Source organism: Actinomadura syzygii (genome assembly GCF_008085905.1).
In the GTDB taxonomy this organism is placed as follows: domain Bacteria; phylum Actinomycetota; class Actinomycetes; order Streptosporangiales; family Streptosporangiaceae; genus Spirillospora; species Spirillospora syzygii.
On sequence record NZ_VSFF01000002.1, the window covers coordinates 518828 to 538941 of the forward strand.

11 protein-coding genes are annotated in these 20114 nt (G+C 73.3%); 4 read left to right on the plus strand and 7 right to left on the minus strand.

The annotated features are described in order from the left end of the window. Positions 1-10 precede the first annotated feature (10 nt). Positions 11-7759 (minus strand): SpvB/TcaC N-terminal domain-containing protein, encoded by a 7749-nt coding sequence (locus tag FXF65_RS06380; protein WP_222868398.1) that lies wholly within the window; start codon positions 7757-7759, stop codon positions 11-13. 497 nt (positions 7760-8256) lie between these two features. On the opposite strand from FXF65_RS06380, the gene FXF65_RS06385 reads away from it, so the two are divergent. Beyond that, complete coding sequence (locus FXF65_RS06385) at positions 8257-10110, plus strand: sensor histidine kinase (protein ID WP_148348751.1); 1854 nt, start codon at positions 8257-8259, stop codon at positions 10108-10110. Here the strand turns inward: FXF65_RS06385 and FXF65_RS06390 are convergent. After that, positions 10092-11474 carry a serine/threonine-protein kinase gene (locus tag FXF65_RS06390; protein ID WP_148348752.1) on the minus strand — a complete coding sequence of 461 codons (1383 nt, stop codon included), beginning with the start codon at positions 11472-11474 and terminating at the stop codon, positions 10092-10094. The genes FXF65_RS06385 and FXF65_RS06390 overlap by 19 nt on opposite strands. A 25-nt stretch (positions 11475-11499) precedes the next feature. Continuing rightward, positions 11500-14076 carry a protein kinase domain-containing protein gene (locus FXF65_RS06395; protein WP_148348753.1) on the minus strand — a complete coding sequence of 859 codons (2577 nt, stop codon included), beginning with the start codon at positions 14074-14076 and terminating at the stop codon, positions 11500-11502. Between the two features lie 200 nt (positions 14077-14276). Here FXF65_RS06395 and FXF65_RS06400 point away from each other — a divergent pair, with 200 nt between their 5' ends. Next, positions 14277-14921: a LuxR C-terminal-related transcriptional regulator gene (locus FXF65_RS06400; RefSeq protein WP_148348754.1), complete on the plus strand. Its 645-nt coding sequence runs from the start codon at positions 14277-14279 to the stop codon at positions 14919-14921. On the opposite strand, the gene FXF65_RS06405 is transcribed toward FXF65_RS06400, so the two are convergent. From FXF65_RS06405 to FXF65_RS06415, 3 genes are all read right to left on the minus strand, one after another. Then, complete coding sequence (locus FXF65_RS06405; protein ID WP_148348755.1) at positions 14918-15349, minus strand: universal stress protein; 432 nt, start codon at positions 15347-15349, stop codon at positions 14918-14920. The genes FXF65_RS06400 and FXF65_RS06405 overlap by 4 nt on opposite strands. Before the next feature lie 119 nt (positions 15350-15468). Further along, entirely contained in the window at positions 15469-16296 is an 828-nt protein-coding gene (locus FXF65_RS06410; RefSeq protein ID WP_246198382.1) for an SAM-dependent methyltransferase, read from the minus strand. A gap of 96 nt (positions 16297-16392) precedes the next feature. Then, positions 16393-17406 carry a DUF5753 domain-containing protein gene (locus FXF65_RS06415; RefSeq protein WP_148348757.1) on the minus strand — a complete coding sequence of 338 codons (1014 nt, stop codon included), beginning with the start codon at positions 17404-17406 and terminating at the stop codon, positions 16393-16395. A gap of 502 nt (positions 17407-17908) precedes the next feature. On the opposite strand from FXF65_RS06415, the gene FXF65_RS06420 reads away from it, so the two are divergent. Next, a complete protein-coding gene (locus FXF65_RS06420; RefSeq protein ID WP_148348758.1) occupies positions 17909-18490 on the plus strand; it encodes a hypothetical protein in 582 nt (193 codons plus the stop codon). Positions 18491-18508: 18 nt separating this feature from the next. Here FXF65_RS06420 and FXF65_RS06425 read toward each other — a convergent pair whose 3' ends face one another. Continuing rightward, positions 18509-19249, minus strand: a complete 741-nt coding sequence (locus tag FXF65_RS06425) for a DUF2306 domain-containing protein (protein ID WP_148348759.1) — start codon at positions 19247-19249, stop codon at positions 18509-18511. 104 nt (positions 19250-19353) lie between these two features. On the opposite strand from FXF65_RS06425, the gene FXF65_RS06430 reads away from it, so the two are divergent. Then, complete coding sequence (locus FXF65_RS06430) at positions 19354-20091, plus strand: TetR/AcrR family transcriptional regulator (protein ID WP_148348760.1); 738 nt, start codon at positions 19354-19356, stop codon at positions 20089-20091. Positions 20092-20114: the final 23 nt, after the last annotated feature.

Genomic DNA, 20114 nt, shown 5'->3' on the forward strand with positions numbered 1-20114 from the left:
GGTCCTCCCCCTAGTTCCAGTACGACTTGATGAATCCGCCGATGGCGCCTGCGGCCGCTCCGACGACCGCGCCGGTGGCGGTGCCGAGGACCGGCACGACGGAGCCGACGACGGCGCCGATCGCGGCGCCCGTCGCGGCGCCCGCGATGGTGCCCGCGGCGACGCTCCCCTCGCGGCTCCACCCGGCCTCGGACGCCGCGGTCGCGGCCTTCCCGCCGACGAAGCCGCCCGCGACGAGGCCCGCCGCCGCGACACCGGTGACCGGGTTGGCGGACAGCCCCAGCACGCCGCTGGACAGGCCCACCGACGCGTCGGCCTTCTCCCCGGTCGTCTTCGCGGTCGCGGCCTGGTGGACGGCGGCCACCACGGCCACCGGCCCGGCGACCTTCCCCACCACCTTGAGCGCGGGCGCCGCGGCGCGCAGCACCCGGCCGCCGGTCTCGGCCGCGGCGGCGAACGCGCCGGCCTCCTCCGCGGCGGGGGCCACCGCCTCCGCCGCCTTGGCCACCGAGTCCGCCACCCTGACCTTGGCCCCGGCCTGGGCCGCGGCGAGGGCCGACTCGGTCTCCGTCGCGACGCGGACGCCCGCCTCCTCCACGCGCACATACAGCGGGAGCTCCAGTTGCGCGCTCGCCTCGGCCAGCGCCCCGGCCTCGGCGGCCGCCGCGCCGCCCGTCTCGGCGGCGGTCGCCGCCGTCCCGGACGCGCCCGCGCTCGACTTCCACGACTTGAGGAAGGACCTGAACGAGGGGTCGTCCCGCCAGGCGGCGCGGACGGCCCGGCCGAAGCGCGACCCGGCGGACACGCCCTCGTCGACGCCCTCGGCGTTGCGGGCGAACTTCCCGAGCAGCCGCGCGGCGCCCGCCCTGGCCCGTTCGAGGACGCCGAGCGACCGGTTCTCCGCGAGCGGCTGCGCGGCGACGAGCCCGCGCTCGCCCGCGCGCAGCTCCCACTGCGCCTTGCCGACGTGCCCGGCGTCGACCTTGCCCTGCCCGCCCCACCATTCCCAGACGGCCTGGAGGTCGCGGCGCAGGCTCTGGCTGATGCCGCGTCCGGCGCGGGTCGCGACGACCTCCTGCTTGAGCGTCTCGGCCAGGTTGAGCTGGCGCGGCTCGCCCTCGTGGCCGGACGGGTCGACGAGCCGGACCGGGTTCCCCGCGACGTAGACGTACGGGGACGGCGAGTCCTTCGTCCCCGCCGGGTCGGGGCTGGTCCAGCGGCCGAGCCAGGGCGCGTAGAACCGGGCTCCGTGGTACTGGAGGCCGCTCTCCCGGTCGCGTTCGCGTCCGGTGAACCGGTACCGCTTCGGCGCGGCCCGCGCGCCCCGCGACACGGACTCGTAGGCCGTGCTCCCGTACGGGTGGAACTCCTCCTTCGTGAGTATGCGGCCGAGCTGGTCGAGCTCCAGCGTCGGCGAGCCGAGATGGTCGTCGAACTGGTGCCGGACGAGCAGTTCCGGGCCCTTGTCGTCGCCGCGGGTGCGCCGCTCGACGAGCGCGACGCGGCGGTCCTCGTCGACGACGTGGAGGGTCGTCCGCTCGACGGTGGCCTCGCCGTCCGGCGCGTACTCGCGGAACACCTCGAACGGGCCGAGGTAGAGGCGCTCGCGGACGCGGATCCGCTCGCCGTCCGGGCCCGGCCGGTCGGTGACCTTCCGGATCCGGGTGCCGGACGAGTCGTACAGCGACCACGTCGCCTCGCCGAGCCCGGCCGCGTCCGTGTCCGTGTCCGTGTCCGTGTCCGCGTCCGTGTCCGCGTCCGTGTCCGCCTCGGCGGCCGGGTTCGGCGGACGGTGCGCGGTGACGTGCAGGCGGTCCTCCGGGTCCCAGCCGAGATGGGCCAGGCCCGGCAGCGCGGTGACGTTGCCCTGCGGGTCGTGGTCGAAGCGCTCGCCGTCGACCGTCCCGACCCGGTTCCCGACGACGCCCGGTTCGAGCAGGCTCTCCTGGTCGTAGTCGTAGGTCCGGGTCCAGCCCGGCGTAGCGGAGTCGGCCACCGCGTGCACGATTTCGAGGAGGTTCCCGACCGGGTCGTAGGCGTACCGCTCGGTGTACCGGCTCATCGCGCCGCCGTCGTGCGGGTGGTGCGGCGGCGGGCCGCCCCGGCACGGCCCCGGCGGGCGGACGCCGTCGGCCTGCGCGAGGTGTTCGCGCCCGGTCGCCTCGGCCAGCCGGTACAGCGCGTCGTACCGGTACCGCCCGCCCGGACGGACGACCTGGTTGCGGAAGAACAGCGTCTGCTGCGACTCGTCCTGGACGGACGTCACGTTCCCGGACGGGTCGTACACGTGCCGCAGATCCTGCAACCGCTCGCCGTCCCGCACGGTGACGATGCCGCGCAGTAGGAATGTGAACGGGTCGTAGGCGTAGTCGGTGCGCGTCCCGTTGCCGTGCTCGACCGTGACGCGCTGCCCGCGCGCGTTGTAGTCGATCCCGGTCACGACCGGGACGGGATCCTCGCCCGAGGGCTGCGCGTCCAGCCGTTCGAGCAGGCCCGCCGGGTTGTAGAACGCGGTGATCGTCGCCCCGTCCGGCGTGGTGACGCGGACGGGACGCCCCCGCGCGTCGAACACGGACCGTCCCGTGTACCGCTCCGGTTCGAGGTCGACCGGGCCCGCCCAGTCGGGATGCCCCCGGAAGTCGCGGGCGACCTGCCGCGTCGCCTCGGCGAGGTTCCCGTCCGCGTCGTAGCGGTCGTTGGTGACGACGCCCGCCCCGTCGAACGTCCGGTGGACGCGCGTGCGCAGGTTGCGGGCGGCGGCGTCCGGGACGTCCTCCCCGTACTCGACGCGCTGGTGCTCCCGCTCGCCCTCGATGCCGGGACCGGCCACGAACGAGCGGGTCGGGCGGTGCAGCGGGTCGTACTCGGTGCGGAGCGCGTAGCCGCGCGCCGACCAGGACCCGCAGGGCGCGCCGAGCACGTCGCGCAGCACGTGCCCCGGCCCGATGTCGATCGCGGCGTTGCGGACCAGCCCGCCCGCCAGGTCGTAGCCCATCCGGGTGACGGCCCGGCCGAGCGGGTCGCGGACCTCCCGGGTGCGGCCCTGCACGTCCAGCCGGACGAGCGTCCGGTCGTGGCGGTCGCCCGCCGTCCCGTCCGCGCCCCGGTCGTGCCGGACGGTCAGGAACGACCGGCCGAGCGTGTCCGACCAGGCGCGGGACGGGGTGCCCGCGTGCGCGAGGGTCTGCGTCGCGGCGTCCCGCTCCGCCGGGCCGAGTTCGCCTCCGGCGCGCGCCTCGTACCAGGTCCGCCACGGGGTCCCGGCGGCGTCGAGCCCGGCGAGGTAGCGCCCGGCGAGGCCGCGCGCGTCGGGGTCGGTGTCCGGGCGCAGCGCGACCGTGTCGTTGGCGTCCCAGGTGGCGAGCCGCCACGGGTCGAAGACGACCTTGCCGTAGCCGCCGTCCGGGTGCAGCGTGACGACGGCCCGGCCGATCGGGTCGTAGAACACGATGGCGCTCACCCCGGCCACGCGGGCGAACTCGAACGCCGGGGTGGCGCTGAAGAACGGCTCGTACTTGCGGACCGGGAGGCCCTTGTTGTTGTAGATCGTCCAGCCGGTGCCGCTCCAGCGGGGCTTGCCGTCGGCGCCGGGCTCGGCCTGCGCCTTGTGCTGGGCCTCGCGTCCGCTGCCGTCCGAGTAGGTGATGAGCTGCTGCGGGTCGGCGGGACGGCCCGTCGCGACGTGGTCGGTCCGGGTGAGGAGCGCCGTCGCGGGCGGGCGCGGCTCCGCGTCGCCGCGCGTGCGGTAGAACGCGCCGGGGTCGTAGAGGGTGCGGGTGGTCGCCCGGCCGAGCAGGCGTTCCGCGAGGCCGGGCGCGTGCGGGTCGGCGAAGTAGGCGAGGAGGTCGGCGTCGTCCGGGTCGAGGTCGAGGCCGCCGACGGTGTCGCCGAGGTCGTCGCGGGCGTCGCCCGGCTTGCCGCGGACGGCGATCGCGGTGAGCCGTCCGAGCGCGTCGTAGGCCGCCTCGGACAGGTTGCCGTTGGCGTCGCAGGTGACCGCGGGCTGGAGCACCCGGTAGTCGTAGCCGCCCGGCAGGACGCGGTCGCCGTCGCGCGCCCCGACGCTGACGACGTTGCCGACCGCGTCCGTGGAGGACAGGACGAGCAGGTCGTACCGGTCGTAGCGGAGCCGGGTCTTCGCGCCGAACGGATCGACGAAGCCGTGCGGGACGTAGAAGTGCGCCGCGGCCGGGCTCCCGTCCTCGGGCGCGAACAGGACCCGTCCGGACGGCGACCACCAGGCCCCGTCCTCCCGCACGTACCCGGCGGACGCCAGCCGGGCCGCGTCCACCAGGCCGCCGTACTCGGCGGCGATCAGCTCGTCGGTGAGCACCTGCCGGACCGTCTCGTACGGCAGGGCGAGCGGCTCCAGCGCACCGAACGGCAGCGGGCCGCTCAGGTCGTCGCGCAGGAACACCGACCGCTCCAGCTCCAGCAGCCGCCGGGCCGGACCGGACGCGCCCTCGTCGTCCCAGGCCGTGACGGGCAGGTCGGCGGTGACGCCGTCGAGCGCGTCCCGGATCTCGTCCGCGTCGAACCGGAGCCCGGACGGCCGTAGCCCGACGACCTCCGTTGAGCGCTTCTCGCACTGCATCGGCGTCCGGTACGCGGTGTCGGTGTCGACCGGTTGGGTGTACCGGCTCTCGGTGACCACGACGCGGATGCGCGACTGCTCGGCGCGGTCGGCGGCGGTCAGCACCGGGTCGGGGTCGGGGAACCGCCGCCCGTACGCGATGTCGACCGTCCGCAGGACGTCGCCGAACTCGTCGACGTCGAGGACGAAGTCGTCCGTGACGCGCGGGTCAGGGACCTCGCGCCCGTCCACGTTGTAGAGGGCCCGCTCGTGGTGCTCCCCATGGGACCCGGTCCGGTAGGACGTGAAGACGGCGGGAAGGAAGCCGTCCTCGCGCGGGGAGCCGTGGCCCGCCTGCCGCAGCTCCACCGTGTAGGCGTGCTCGGTGACGGCGTAGGGCCGCACGCTCTCGGGAGTGTCGTCGAGCCCGTACGTCTCCTGGCGCAGCAGGCTTCCGCGCAGGACGCGGGCGGCCTGCCGCTCCTCGTCGGCGGTGAGCCGCGCCGGGCGCGTCTCCGCGTGCCCGGGGTCGCGCGCCACGACCCGCGCTGTGTCCCGCTCCGTGTCCCCGCCGGGGACTCCGGTGTGGAACCAGGACCGGCTGAGGACGGGGGCGAGGAACGTCGCCGGGTCGTGGTTCGCGGCGGACGCGGCCAGCGCGCCGATCTCCTGCGTGTCCCACTGCTCGACCACGCCGAACCCGCCGAACTCGCGCTCGACGCCGTCGTAGTGGCCGTCGTGGTAGGCGTACCGGGTGGTGAACACGTTCCGCGAGACGGCGTCGCGGGCCTCCACCTCCTCCACCACGTGGACGGGGAACGGGATCTTCGTGGGCCACGGCCGCCCGGCCGCCCGGTCGGCCGCGTAGAACTTCGTGGACGTCGTGTAGCGGACCGACGTCTCCGCCCCCAGGTTGTTGCGCATCCGGGTGAGCAGGTACGGCTTGCCCGCGCGCATCAGGTCGACGTACCGCAGCGGCGAGGAGGCGTCGTCCGGGAGGGGCGACGACCAGACGAGGCACAGCGTCCCGGTGCCGAGCAGGTCGATCGCGCTCACCTGGATCGCCGAGTCGATGTGCGGGAACCGGACGGGCAGTTCCCCGGCGTGCGCCCACCCGTTGCCCGACCGGTTCGCGTACATGGTCACGCCGTCCGCGCCGAGGTAGACCAGGTCGCTCGTGCCGGACCCGTCCACGTCGGCGAGGATCACCCGGCGGACGTCGAACTCGTCGGGGCCCGCCGGGAGGGGGCCGCCGTCCATCACGACGCGGCGGCCGAAGCGCCCGTGCCCGAGGCTCGGCCAGTAGCTGACCTCGCCCCGCCTGATACGGACCAGGTCGGCCAGGCCGTCCCCGGTCATGTCGGCGAACTGGACGCTCTCGGCGGGGTCGCCCGTCCGGACCCACGCGTCCGCGCGGGTCGGACCCAGCGGAGGCGGCGCGGGCCGGGTCGCCTCGTCGAAGCCCTCCTCGCCCAGCGACCGGTACCAGGTGAGGTCGTCGTCGCCGAGGACGAGGACGTCGGCGAGGCCGTCGCCGGAGAGGTCGACCAGCCGGGTGCGCGCGTCCTGCCAGTCGATGACGGGACGGGACCCGAACGTCCGCCATGACGTCCAGGCGCCGTCCGTACGCTCGCTGAACCCCGGGACCGGGCCGTCGAGGGCGACCAGGTCGAGGTTGCCGTCGCCGTCGAGGTCGAGCAGCTCGCGCCGCCCGCCCCCGCCGCTCAGGCCGGACGGCACGGGCCGCGTCCCGACGAGGCGGGTCGGGCCGAACCGGCCGGAGCCGAGGTTGGGCTTGTAGAACAGCTCCCCGGCCTGCTCGGTGAGGACGCCCGGCAGCCCCTCGCCGTCGAGGTCCGTCCAGCGGTAGGCGGGCGAGGTGAGCCCGGCGGGGAGGTTCTCGACGTCGTCCAGGCGGCGCACCTCGCGGTCGAGTAGCGCGGGCGCGTAGCCGAACTCGATCGGCGGCATGGCGCGGGAGGTCAGCGTTCCGCCGGGCGCGCGGCGGAACCCGCGCTTCGTCACCGCCGCCAGCGTGGACAGCCCGGACGGCCGCTGCACGTCGTAGGCCAGGTCGAGCGACTGGACGAGGCAGTCGGCGCCGGTCTCGGGCTCGTCCGGGAAATGGTGCAGCAGCATGATGCGGCGGCAGAGCCGGTACGTGCGGACCTCGAACCCGGAGCGGTACGTCGAGAACGGGTCGGAGCGGCACGTCCAGGGGCGCTCCTCCGCGCTCCCGTCGCCGTGCTCCCCGTAGTCGAGGACCAGCTCGAACATCCATCCGGAGGGGTGCGGAGCGTCGTCCGGGCCCTGCGGCGCCAGGTTGCCGTAGCGGACGCGCTTGAGGTGGCGCGCCGTCGTCCGGGCGGCCGGGTCGCGGCCGTGCTCGTGCGGCGCGGTCAGGTCGACGCCCGCCGCGTCCTCGGCCTTGTACTCGTAGCGGATCGCGTTGCCGCGCCCGTCGAAGCTCGCGTCCGCCAGCCAGGTGAACACGCGGGACGGGTCGTCCGGGTCGGCGATCCGGTCGGCGGGCGCGCGGCCGAGGACGGTGGTGACGTTCTCGCGGTCGGTGATGCGCCAGTGGATGTCGCCGTGCGCGCCGGGGGTCTCGTCCGTCCAGCGCTCGATCCGGGAGAAGGCGTGGTCGGCCCGGGGGCGGTAGCGGCGGACGGTGTAGCGGCGGCCCGCGCGGCGCGCCCGCCGCGTCCCGGGGACGGGGACCAGGTCGTCGCCGCCGACCAGGTGGAAGGTGTCCTCGTCGGCGGGCGGGCCGTGGTCGCGGTAGCGGGGGACGCCCCGGTCGGCCCGCCGGGTGACGGCCGGGACGTCGAGGTGCCAGCCGAGCCCGAACGCGCCGCCGCCGGTGCCCGAGTCGTAGCCGAGCGCGAGCGACGGGCCGAAACCCTGCCGCCCCGGGCTGGCCGGGACGGGCACCGTCAGCGTCCCGGTCCCGTTGGCGGGGTTGGCGGCGAACATCTCGCCCATGTCGCGGACGGCCCCGCCGCCCTTCGGCACGGAGAGCACCGGCGCCTGCCCCGCGCCGCTCGGTCCGGCCGCCCGCTCCGGCGGCCCGGACGGTGCGGCCGGTGGCGCGGCCGTCTCGGCTCCCGGGCCGCCGGCGCCGGTGCGGCTCGCGCCGGATTCCTTCGGATCGGCCCCGTTCGGACTGGTCTGCCACGGCATCATCGCCGGCCCCCCGCGTGGACAGGGCGCTGCGCGGCGGCGTGCCAGGCCGACGTGTCAGCGCGCACCAATAACGATCTGCTGGCCGACCGACCCTTGACCGTCCGTGTAACAGCAAAGCAGAGCCGCTGTTATTTGTGACCAGGATTCTTTGGCCGGTTCATGTCCGCTTATGGCCGTCCCAGGAAAGAATCAGCACCCGGCAAAGCGCTGGTAGATCAGGCAAAGATGATCGTTCGCGGGCGCGGCGTGCCTTGTTTGCTATGAATAGCCGATTTGTCCGCCGCTGGTCAGCGCCTCGAAGATCCAGATCCGGCCCCGAAAGAATGATCTACTCCAACCCTTTGCCGGGTTGCCGAATCCGGCCTCCGATACCCCGGGAGAATCGCATGGATCCGAGTTCTCCCGCTGTTACGCTGGGCGCGGCTCCGGTGGGGATATCAATGGATTCCGCCCGGAATTCGGCTGCTCCGAAATCGTGCTGTCCAGAATGGTGCCGCGTGGACGAACACGGCGACGACTCCGTACGCCCGGGCCACCGGGCGCTGTTGGCGGCGGGCGCGGCCCTGGTCGCGCTCGACGTCGGGCTCGCCGTCGAATGGGGGACGTTCGGCCCGCTCTTCTACACCAAGGAACTGACGCAGATCGGGGCGTGGCTGCTCGCCGGGTTCCTGGTCGTCAGGGTGCGTCCGCGGCGGCCCATGGGCACCCTGATGCTCTCGCTCGGGCTGCTGCTCGGCTGCACCGCTCCGGCCGCGTTCGCGCTCGTCTCCGACTCGGCGGCGCTGCGGCTGCTGGTGACGGTGTCGTCCTGGCTGAACGCCTTCCAGCTTCCGCTGGGCGCGCACATCTTCCTCGCCTACCCGACCGGCCGGGTGCGCGACACGGCCGGACGGCGCGTCGTCGCCGGGGGCTACGCGTTCGGCGTGGTCAACGCCGCCGTCCTCGCCCTGGTCGGCGTGCCGCGGCCGGACGGCCGGTGCCGCGACGTGTGCGCGCCGGTCGCCCCGATCCACGATCCCGGCCTCGCCGACGTCGCCGGGCTCGCGCTGTCGGCGGGCGGCGGCGTGCTGGCGGTGGTCGGCGGGGCGGTGATCGTCCGGCGGTACCGGCCCGCGGGCTGGCGGGAGCGGCGGGTGCTCGCCTTCCCCACCGTCGCGATGATCGTCACGGCCGGGCTGTGGACGGTGGTGAGCGTGCAGGGCGCGCTGCTGCCGTGGTTCTACTACCCGGTGTTCGACGGGACGCTCGCGGCGGCGCAGTTCGTCGCGGTCGCGTCCATCCCGGCGGCGTTCTTCATGGGCCTGCTGCGCGAGCGGCTGGACGAGGCGCGCGTGTCCGACCTCGTCCGGGAGATCGCCGAGCTGCCGCCGGGCCTCCTGGAGGCCAAGCTCGCCGCGACGCTGCACGACCCCGGCCTGCGGATCGCGTTCCCGCTGGACGGCGCCTACGTCAGCGCCGACGGCACGCCCGCCGAACCGCCCGCCCCGGGCGCGGGCGCCGCGATCACGGTCATCGGGGACCCAGCCGACCCGGTCGCGGTGCTGAGCCACGACCCGTCGCTGCACGCCGCGCCCCGGCTGCTGGAGGCGGTGACCGAGGCGACCCGGCTCGTCCTGGAGAACACGCGGTTGCAGGTGACGGCGCGGGCGCACCTCGCCCAGGTCCGGGCGCTGCTCGCGCGGATCGTCGCGGCCGAGGACGCCGCCCGCCACCGGCTCCAGCGCGACCTGCACGACGGGGCGCAGCCGCAGCTCGTCTGGGTCGGCCTGGAGCTCGCCCGGGTGCGCGAGGCCGCCGCCCGGACCGTCCCGGCCGGGTGCCGCGCCGACCTCGACAAGGCGATCGACGAGGCGGAGGCGCGGCTGCGCGCCGCGCTCCGCTCGCTGCGCGAGCTGGCCCGGGGCATCCACCCGGCGGTGCTGACCACCGAGGGGCTGCGGGCCGCGCTGCGCGAGCTGGTCCGGCGCGCGGACGGGCCCGTCCGGCTGCACATGGACCGCGCGCTCCGCGACCTGCCGCAGCCGATCGCGCTCACCGCGTACTTCGTCGTCAGCGAGGCGCTGACCAACGCGCTGCGGCACGCCGACGCCGAACGGGTGGACGTCACCGCCGACCTGGCGGACGGGCGGGTGACCGTCCGCGTCGCCGACGACGGGGCGGGCGGGGCCGCCGCCCGCCCCGGCTCCGGCCTCGCCGGGCTCCGCGACCGGGTGACCGCCGTCGACGGCGTCCTGGAGCTGCGCTCCGAGCCGGGGGAGGGGACCGTCCTGACGGCCGTGATCCCCTGCCCCGGCCGCTTCGCGCGCGGCCCCGACGCCGCGCCGGGGCGGGATCAGCTCGCGCAGGAGTAGGTGAAGGACGCGGTGTCCTGCATCGCGTGGTCGCCGAGGACGGTCAGCGTCGCGGTGAACCGGTGCCGTCCCGTCCCGTGGACCTTCCAGAGGAGGTGGACGGTCGTGCGGGTGCGGCCCTCGTCCACGGGCTGGCGGAGGGGAGGCTCTGGGGCGTCCTCGTCGCTGCGCCACCACTGGTAGGAGATCTCGCCGGGCTTGCCGTCGGTGGTGAGGGTGCCGGTGACGTTGACCTCGTCCCCGCAGCCGGGACGCGAATGGTCGACCTTGACGTCGACGGCGGTCACGACCGGGTCCCCGGCGGGCCGGTGCGTCCAGGCGAACAGGCCGCCCGCCAGCACGAGGGGGATCAGCAGCGCCCACAGGAGGCGGGCGCTTCCGCGCCGCCTTCGCCGAGGCTTCGGCGGGACGTAGGTCGACGTCCGGTACTCGTCCGGTACTTGGGATACGGCGGTCGCGTCGGTCGTGGTCTGCTCGGCGGCACGGCGATCCGGAGCGCGGACCGGGGGAGGGGCGGGCGTCGTGTCGTCCGCGGCGTCCAGCATCTCCAGGAGGCGCGCGGCGGTCGGACGGGCGCCCGGGTCCTTGCGCATCGCGGCGGAGACCGCCGCGCGCAGGCTGCCCGGCAGCCCGCCGAGATCGGGTTCGTCGTTCATGATCTGCCCGACCATGCGCTGCATGGTGTCGCCGCCGAACGGCCGGCGCCCGGTCGCCGCGAACACGATCACGCCGCCCCAGGCGAAGACGTCGGACGCCGGGCGCGGGTCGTTGAGGAGCTGCTCCGGGGCCATGTAGGACGGCGTGCCCACGGCCTGGCCGTCGCCGGTCATGCGGGTGGCGTCCGGCGTCCGCGCGATGCCGAAGTCGATCACCCGCGGCCCGAACCTGGACAGCAGCACGTTGCCGGGCTTGAGGTCGCGGTGCATGATCCCCGCCCCGTGCACGCCCTTCAGCGCCGTCGCCACCGCGACCGCCAGCTGGTGCAGCTCGGCGCCGCGCAGCGGGCCGCCGTCCGCCACGAGCGCGTGCAGGGTGGGGCCGTCGATGTACTCGGTGACCAGGTAGGGGACGGGCGCGTCCGGGTCGGCGGCGAGCACCTCGGCGGTCGCGTACGCGGGGACCCGCATGGCGCTCTCCGCCTCGCGCCGGAACCGGGCGCGGAAGCCCTCGTCCCGCGCCAGCTCCGCGCGGATCGCCTTGATCGCGACCGGCCGCCCGTCGCGGGCGCGGCCGGCGTAGACCCGTCCCATGCCGCCCTCGCCGAGGACGCCGGTGGTGCGGAACTCGCCGAACCAGCGCGGGTCGCGCGGCGCGAGCGGCGTGGCGCGGCCCGGCGGACCGTCCGTGTTCAGGGGTGCCGTCATCGGGGCTCCTCGGTTCGGTCGGGCGCTAGCGGGCCGGGACGGCGCGGGTGCGGCCCGAGCCGGTCGGTCCGGTGGAGGGCGGCGCGGTGGACGGATCCGGATGCGGCAGCGCGGGCGTGTCAGGCTTCTCCGGCTCCTTCTTCTCCGGCTCCTTCTTCTTTGGCTGCTCCGACTGCTCCGGCTTCTTCGGGGCGTCCGGGCCGGGCTTCGCGGACGGCGTCACGGTCTTCGTACCGCCGTCCGACGCGCCCGGGCTCACCTCGGGCCTCACAACGCCCGGCACCGCCCTGACACTCGTCGGCGTGTCACTCGTCGGCGTGTCACTCGGCGGCGTCGACGGCGGCTCGGACGGCGTACCGCTCGACGGCTCCGAAGGCGGAACCGCGACCCCTGAGGGGCAGCCGTCCGGATCGGGATCGCAGCGCTCCTCGACGGCCGTCGCGGTGACGCGGACGCTGACGCCCGGCCCGCCGTCGCGGTCGCGCACCACCAGCGTCGTGACGTACGTCCCCGGCTCCCCGGGCTCGAAGCTCACCAGCGCGTCGCAGGACGAGACCTCCGACGGCGGGCAGGACGTGCGCACCAGCCGGAACGCGGACGTGTCGGTCAGGCTTATCGTCCCGGCGTCGTAGCACCAGTCCCAGGGGATCGGAACGGGCTCCTTGATCCGCCCATCGCCTTCGAGTTCCCGGCTGAATCGGTAGTCCGGGCCGTTCACGCCCCTCTTGCAGGACGGGACCGTCCGCGTCCCGGCGGCGGTGACCGGGACCGTCACCGCGGCCTCGCCCGTCCGGTCCGGGACGACCAGCGTCGCCGACCTGGCGCCCGCGTCCGTGGGGGAGAAGGTGACCGTGACCTGGCAGGCCGCGCCGCCGCAGCGCGTCCCGTCCAGGGCGAACGACGGGTCGCCGTCGAGCCTGATCGCCGAGGTGTCGTAGCAGGCGTTCAACGGGACGTCGAGCACGCGGCTGACGGTCTGTCCCGCCTCGACCGAGCCCAGGTTCCGCACGGGCAGGGCCTGCCGCGGGCACGTCTGGACGGGAGTCGCGGCCGTGCCGGACACCCGCAGGGCCACGGCCGTCCCGCCCCCGGTCGAGGGCACCACGACGGACGCGCTGTAGAGCCGCCCGCGCTCGGCCGGACGGAACGTCACCCGGAACCGGCACTCTGCTCCCGGCGGCGGGCAGGAGACGAGAGCCCCGAACCCACCGGCACCCGGCCCCCGGACGGACATCGCCCCGACGTCGTCGCACGTCCGGCGCGGGAACGTGAAGTCTCGCGTCACCGCCTGGCCGACCTGGACGGAGCCGAAGCTGTAGGGCGCGATGGCGTAAGCCGGGCACGGCGTCCCCAGCCGCTCGGGAGGCCGGTCGAACGGCCCGCCGGGATGATCCTTGGCGGCGACCTCCCTGGGCCCGCCGCCGTCTGACCCTCCGTCCCCGCCTTTCTTGGGGTGGCTTGGAGTGGGGGACGGCCGCTCGGGCGCGGACGTCCCGGGCGGCGGCGGATTGCGTTCCGCTATATGCCGCGTGGTCGCGTGGTCCCGCAGGATGTAGAGGCTCGTCCCGATCAGGACCAGCAGGGCGGCGCAGAGGACGAGCAACCCGGTCCGCGTCGAACGACGGGCCTGGTCCTTAACGACGTCCTTCGCGGACGACCCGGCCGCGGGCGTGGCGGGCACGGGCACCGCGCCCAACGCCTGACCGCTGCCGACCGTCGAGTCGGCGGTGCTCGTCCCGGCCTGCGCGGGCCCGCCGCGCGGCATCAGCGCCAGCGCGGCGGCGGCCAGCGCGATCAGCCCGCGGCGCTCCCAGTCGTCGCCGTACTCCTCGACGGCGACCGCCTCCAGCTCCGCGACGAACTCGGCCGCGCCCGGCGGACGCTCGGCCGCGCTCTTTGCCATCCCGTGCGCCACCAGCCCGCGCAGCGGCGCGGGCACCAGTTCCGCCGGGATCGGCCCGTGCAGGTGCTGGGCCATCAGCACCGCGTCCCGGTCGCCCCGGTAGGGCGGTCGTCCGGCCACGCACTCCACGAACACGCAGGTGGCGGCGTAGACGTCGGCGGCGGGCCCGGCGGGGTCGCCGTTGCACTGCTCCGGCGCCATGTACGCGGCGGTGCCCGCGACGGAGCTCTCGCCGGACACCGACGCCACCCCGAAGTCGATCAGCTTGCTGACACCGCCGTCTCCGACGATGACGTTGTCCGGCTTGTAGTCGCGGTGCACCACCCCGGCGTCGTGCGCGGCGGCCAGCCCCAGCAGCGACCCCTTGAGGACGGCCAGCGCCGCCTCCGGTTCGAGGGCGCCGAGCCCGCGCAGCAGCCGGTTCAGCGAGACGCCCCGCACGGCCTCCATGACCAGCGCGACGCCGGTGTCCCCGCGGACCAGCGCGTGCAGCCGGACGACGTTCGGGTGCCGCACCGACGCCATGATCCGCGCCTCGCGCTCGGACGGCACGCGCGGCGCCGTCCGCTCCCCGGTGCCGACGTACTTGATCGCGACGAGCGCGCCCTCGTCGCCGTGCCGGGCCAGCACGACCCGCCCGTGCGCGCCCGCGCCGAGCTCGCCCAGCTCGGTGTATCCGGGCACCCGCCAACCGCTCATCCCCGGCTCCCCCAGTCGAGCACCGATTCCGCATCGGTGAGGCGGTTCAATCTATGGCGGGCTTTCTTGATCACGCATCGTCGATTGTCAGGAACAGCCCCTAGTGAGAAATGATGAAATCGCGAGCGTGCGAAAGATCGGCGGCATTCCCCGGCCTAGGATGTCGGTGCGCCAAACGCCGGGCGCCGAGGGGAGGCGTCATGCGCGTGCTCGTGGTCGACGACCAGCTCATCACCCGCGCGGGCCTGCACCAACTCCTCACCGGGGAAGGGCACCAGGTGGTCGGCGTGCTGGAGCACCCCGACGAGGTCGCCCCGGCCGTCGCCGCCCTCCGTCCGGACGCGGTGATCCTCGATCTCGTCATGCCTCCGGATTTCAGCGACGAAGGCGTTCAGGTCGCGCTCGCCCTGCGCAGGGAGCACGCCGGCCTCGGGATTCTGGTCCTCTCCGAACACGCCATTCCGGAATGCGCGGAACGGCTCCTCAAGGGCGGCGAGAAAGGCACCGGCTATCTGCTCAAGGAACGCATCATGGTGCCGCCGCAGCTCAGCCGCGCGCTCCGGCACCTGGCCGACGGCGGCACCGTCATGGAGCCGGAGCTGATCGGCGACCTGATGAAGGCCCGCGGCCGCGACAAACGGCTCGCCGCCCTGAGCGCCAGCGAACGCGAGGTGCTCCGCCTCCTCGCCGAGGGCCTGACCGACCGCGGCATTGCCGAGCGCCTCCACGTCTCGAAGAACACAGTGAGCACCCACGTCAGCCACGTCTTCGACAAACTCGACCTACCCCGCAGCTCCCTCGACAACAGACGAGTAAGAGCGATCCTCACCTACCTCCAGCACTAGGAGGGCGCGTCGGTGGTCTGGTCGGCGCAGATCACCAGGGGGCAGCGGGTGCGTTCGCGTACGGCGGGGACGGTGTCGCCGCCGAGGGGGTTGCCGCGCTCGGAGTGGAACCGGGCGCCGATGACCAGGAGTTCGGCGTGTTCGGCGGCGCGGGGGAGGGCCTCGCTGGGCGTCCCGCGCACGACGCGAAGCCGGGTCGTGAGGTGCTGGACGCGCGGGATCGCGTCCGCCACCAGGCGGCGGAGCCGCAGCCACTCCCGCGCCGTGCCCATCGGCCGTGGCGCCGCACTCGGCTCCAGGACGCGCACCACGTCCAGCCGGGCGCGGCGCTCGACGGCCTCCCGCGCCGCGCGCCGCAGCGCGGCCATGGAGTTGGGGGAGCCGTCCACCCCGACGACGACGGAACGGTGCTCGGGCGTGATCCACATCTGTGGCCTCCTTGCTCCCTTCCACGGTGGCAGGCGGAGCGCGCGACCGGTCAGAGCCGAGCGTCCCTCCAGGAGGGGACTTTCGGCCCTTTTTCATGGAAGAGGAGTCATGGGCCGCGTCAGCCGTTCTTGCGCGCTATTCCGGCCAGGGGCTGGATGCCGGGCGGAGGGCCGACGGGCGTGACCTCGGGACGCCATTCGAGGCAGGGCACCACCCCCGGCTCAAGGAGTTCCAGGCCCGAGAAGAACCGGCGGACCTGGCCCGCCGAGCGGAGCTTGTAGGGCACCGATCCGCCCTCGTCGTAATTGCGCTGCGCTTCGGCGAACTCGTCCGAGATGGTGTTGGCGCCGTCCGCGATGGCGAGGTAGCTGCCCGGGGCCAGGCCGTCCATCAGCCGGGTGACGGTGGAGGCGGCCTCGTCGTCGTCCTGGACGTGGCCGAGCACGCCCATGAAGGTCAGGCCGACCGGCTCGGCGAGGTTCAGGGTGCGCTCCGCGCCTTCGAGGATCGCCCCCGGGTCGTGCATGTCGGCCTCGACGTAGTCGGTCGCGCCCTGCGGCGTGCTGGTGAGCAGGACGTGGGCGTGCAGCAGGACGAGAGGGTCGTTGTCGACGTAGACGACGCGGGCCGCGGGCACGATTCCCTGGGCGACCTCATGGGTGTTGTCGACGGTGGGGAGGCCGGTTCCGACATCGAGGAACTGGCGTATCCCGGCGTCCGCGAGAAACCGGATGGAGCGCTTGAGGAAGTGCCGGGTGAGGCGCGCGACGTCGACGATGCCGGGGAACGTCTGCACGTATTGATCGCCCGCCGCCCGGTCGACCGGGAAATTGTCCTTGCCGCCGAGCCAGTAGTTCCAAATGCGCGCCGAATGCGGGACGGACGTGTCGATACCGGCGGCGTGCTCCCGCTCGGCGATGTTGAAGAACTCTTCGTCGCTGCTCACGTGGGCTCCCCCGGTTCGGCACGGACGCGGTATGCCCCCATACTGGGATTTTCCGAAGGGCCGGGCAACCCCATTCGAACGGTGCATGCCGAATTTTCAGATTTCGGCTTCGAGGCGACGCAGCAGCGTCCTGGAAGGATCCGGCATCAGCGCGGCGAGCCCGAGCTTCTGGACCGCGTGCAGATAATGCGCCAGATCTTCTTCACTGGACGGATACAGGGCGCTGTCCGCGTGTTCGAGGAACACCAGATCCTGGAACTGGCTCGACGGGAATCGCAAGAGGGTGATGGGGCCGTCGGTGGCGTCGTGAGCCGGGTGGCCGGCGGGAATGACCTGCACCTGGACGTGCCGTCCGAGCGAGCGCAGGTGCCGGATCTGGGCGCGCATCGTCTCCCCGCCCACCGGCCCGTCCCGGAGCGCGCCCTCGTTGATGATCGCCCACATGCAGGGCCGTTCGCCGACGCGCTCCAGGTGCCGTTGCCGCAGCATCCGCAATTCCACCCGGCGCGCGATCCGTTCCTCGGGTTCGTCACCGTGCCCGAGCCTGATCACCGCGGCCGCGTATTCGGGCGTCTGAAGCAGGCCCGGCACATAAACGGGCTCGTAACTGGTGATGCGGTGGGAAAGAGGCTCGTGGTTCAGGTAGCGTTCGGACCAGGCGGGAACGACGTCGGCATAGGCGCGCCACCAGGTCTGGGGGCCGTCCGAGAAAGCGGCGGGAACGGCGGCCGCCATCGCCGGAATCCGAGACGCGGCCGCTTTCTTCGCGGCCCAGAATCTCGCCGAAGCGGCCTCGTATTTCGCCTTCCATTGCTCCATGGTTCCGACCGAGTCGGGGGCGATGCCCCGGTCCGCCGCCTCCGCCCGGAAAACGCGGACGAACTGGGCGACCTGATCCCAGGTCGGCAGTCGCTCGCGCTTGCCGGTGAGGGTCTTGTAGGCCGCTGACCGGCTCACGAAAGTATGCTTTCCGGTGTCCGAGTGCATTGCTCGGTTGATTTTGGTCGACCGGGCGGCGAAAGCCTCGTAACTGCGGACTCCGGCCTTGTGGTAAGCGGCGTGCAGCTCCTGCGAAAACGCTTCGACGATGCGTTTGGGTTCGTCCGGCATCGAGGAACCCTTTCCTGGGCTCGGGGCGACGACCAGCTTGGTCGGGCAAACGATACCCCGTGCCCCCATACCGGCGGTAACTGTGGAAAAATTCACACAACGCCCGCCGGTCGGGCCGACCGAGTGCTACTCGGTTTGTGACCGGGAAGTCATGATTGTAATCAAGATCTATTCGGCCGCGCTCACGCCGTCGTTCTTCTTTGTCCACGGTTGACTGACTCGCCCCTCCTTGTCCCCGCGCATCGACATGATCTCTCCTGACGGCCGATCCGCCCGAGGAGAAGTTTCAGCCGATGCTGCGCACGCTGCCGATTCCGACGTTCGACGCGACCGAGACCGTCTGGTGTGAGGTGGCGCAGGCGCTGTACGTGGTCTGGGCGGCCCGGACCGGCAGGGGGCTCCGCCCGGTCCCCGTCACGGAGCTGAGCGTCCGGGAACTGGAGGACTTCTGGGCGGACGACCAACTCGAGCAGCTGTTTCCCGAGAACGAGAGTCGATCACCATGCACAAGTCTTTGGTCGCCGTCGACATCATTGCTTTCGGTGACCTGCACCGGGACACCGAGCACCAGGTCAGGCTCCGCAACAACATGTACGAGCTGGTGGCGCGCGCGCTCGACGTCACCGGCCTGGCCCTCTCCGACTGCCATCACGAGGACCGCGGGGACGGGGCCCTCATCGTCGCGCCGAGCGACGTCGACCCCTGCCATCTCATGGACCCGCTCGCCCACCACCTGGCCGCCCTCCTCCGGCGGGAGAACCGGTACGTCGCCCCGAACCACCGGCTCCGTCTCCGCGCCGCCGTCCACTTCGGGCACGTCGACCGGGACGACCACGGCGTCGTGGGCCGCGCGCCGGTGGACCTGTTCCGCCATCTGGAGGCCCCGGCCTTCAAGCGCGCCATGGCCAGGACTCCGAGCGCCGACCTCGGACTGATCGTCAGCGACTCGCTCTTCCGCGACGCCGTCCAGCGCGGCGGGCTCGTCGACCACGACGCCTACCAGTCCATTCGCGTCACCATGAAGGAGACGCGGACGAAGGCGTGGCTCTGGCTCCCGCCGCGTCCCGAACGGCGTCTCAACTGAATTCACCGGTACGCCCGGCTACGGGGCGTCGAGTGCGGGCCGCGCGCCGATCGCGGGTTCGCCGTTTCCGGTGGCGGGACGGCCGCCGGGTCGGCGACGGGCTAGCGGGGCCAACGTCTTCTGGACGATGAGGTACTCCGTCACGAGCACGTTTCCGAGAATGGACGCCCATACGCAGGCCGTGTAAAGCTCGTCGAAGTCGATCGAGGGGAAGAGCGTCTTCTTCAGCACCACCCCGATGAGCAGATAACTGCGCAGCGTGACCGCCGCGAAGGTCAGGGCGTAATTGCGGATCATCCAGATCCGGTGCAGTTGCACCTCGCCCCGGCGGATGTGCCGGTAAGCCTTCGCCGCCGTGTACAGCCAGGCCGCCACGAGCAGGTAGAACGCGACCTGGACCGCCAGGCCGCCGAGGGTGGCGGCCGCGGCGAACACGGCCGCGGCGGCGGCGATCAGGATGCAGATCATGTAGATCCGTCCCGCGACGCGATGCAGCCGGGGCCGGCGGACGCGGAGCCGCGACACGAACTGGAACGGCCCGAGGACCAATGCGAGCCCGGCGGGGACGGCGTGTATTCCGAGCGACAGGTAGTGCCACGCGACGTCCGCGTCGATCGGCACGTTGCTGTCGGCCGGGTTCCCGGTCAGGTACGGCGGGACGGCGAAGCCCGCGATGCCGAGCGCCGACACGGCCAGCAGCGTCCAGAGCGTCCACCACCAGCGACGGCGGGCGGCGCGCGACAAGGATCCGGTGGTCATGGGAGGACTCCAGTCCGAAGGCGGGTGGTTCCTGAGACGCTAACGAGGCGCAAGGAAATCTGGCAGTGTTAGATTTTTCTGACGGCCCGCCGTACGGTGACCTCATGCCGCTGCCCTCCGAAACCGTTGCGGCGAGGCCGTCGCTACGCGAGCGGCGTCGGGCCGTCGCCGTTCAGGAGATCGTCGGAACCGCCGAGCGCCATATCGCCGAGAACGGGCCGCACGCCCTTTCGCTGCGCGCGGTCGCGCGCAGCCTCGGAATGACCGTGCAGGCGCTCTACCATTACTTTCCGAGCCGGGACGACCTCGTCACCGCACTCATCGCCAAGGCGTACGGCGACCTGACCGACGCCGTGCGTTCGGCCGTCGACGACGCGCCGGACGACCCGTCCGTCCCGCGCATGGTGCTGGCGGCCGAGGGCTACCGCGAATGGGCCGTCGCCAATCCCGAGCGTTTCCAGCTCGTCTACGGAGCCCCGCTGCGCCATTACCGGGCGCCCGCCGACGGGCCCACCACCCGGGCGGTCCGCCGGATGAGCGCGGTCTTCCAGCGGGAACTGCTCGGCGGATTCACACAGGCGCAACTTGAGGCCGCCGACATCCCGGCACTCTCGCCTTCATTCCGCGACCATCTGCGGCACCTGTCGCCGGACGGCCTCGGAGCCCTCCCGCCCCCCGCGACCGCGCTCCTCCTGAACGCCTGGGGACACATGCACGGCCTCGTCGCCCTGGAGGTGTTCGGCCACACGACCTTCGTCGGTCCCCACCGGGCCGAACTGTTCCGCATGGCGATGCGGAACATGGTCGAGGACGTCCACGCCCGAATCCCTCCCGCAGTCTGAACGCTGTCGTGGGCCTCCGTTAG

Coding starts and splice junctions, on each gene's coding strand:
- FXF65_RS06430 (WP_148348760.1), top strand. CDS start 19,354: ATGCCGCTGCCCTCCGAAACCGTTGCGGCGAGGCCGTCGCTACGCGAG.
- FXF65_RS06420 (WP_148348758.1), top strand. CDS start 17,909: ATGCACAAGTCTTTGGTCGCCGTCGACATCATTGCTTTCGGTGACCTG.
- FXF65_RS06400 (WP_148348754.1), top strand. CDS start 14,277: ATGCGCGTGCTCGTGGTCGACGACCAGCTCATCACCCGCGCGGGCCTG.
- FXF65_RS06415 (WP_148348757.1), bottom strand. CDS start 17,406: ATGCCGGACGAACCCAAACGCATCGTCGAAGCGTTTTCGCAGGAGCTG.
- FXF65_RS06380 (WP_222868398.1), bottom strand. CDS start 7,759: ATGATGCCGTGGCAGACCAGTCCGAACGGGGCCGATCCGAAGGAATCC.
- FXF65_RS06405 (WP_148348755.1), bottom strand. CDS start 15,349: ATGTGGATCACGCCCGAGCACCGTTCCGTCGTCGTCGGGGTGGACGGC.
- FXF65_RS06425 (WP_148348759.1), bottom strand. CDS start 19,249: ATGACCACCGGATCCTTGTCGCGCGCCGCCCGCCGTCGCTGGTGGTGG.
- FXF65_RS06390 (WP_148348752.1), bottom strand. CDS start 11,474: ATGACGGCACCCCTGAACACGGACGGTCCGCCGGGCCGCGCCACGCCG.
- FXF65_RS06395 (WP_148348753.1), bottom strand. CDS start 14,076: ATGAGCGGTTGGCGGGTGCCCGGATACACCGAGCTGGGCGAGCTCGGC.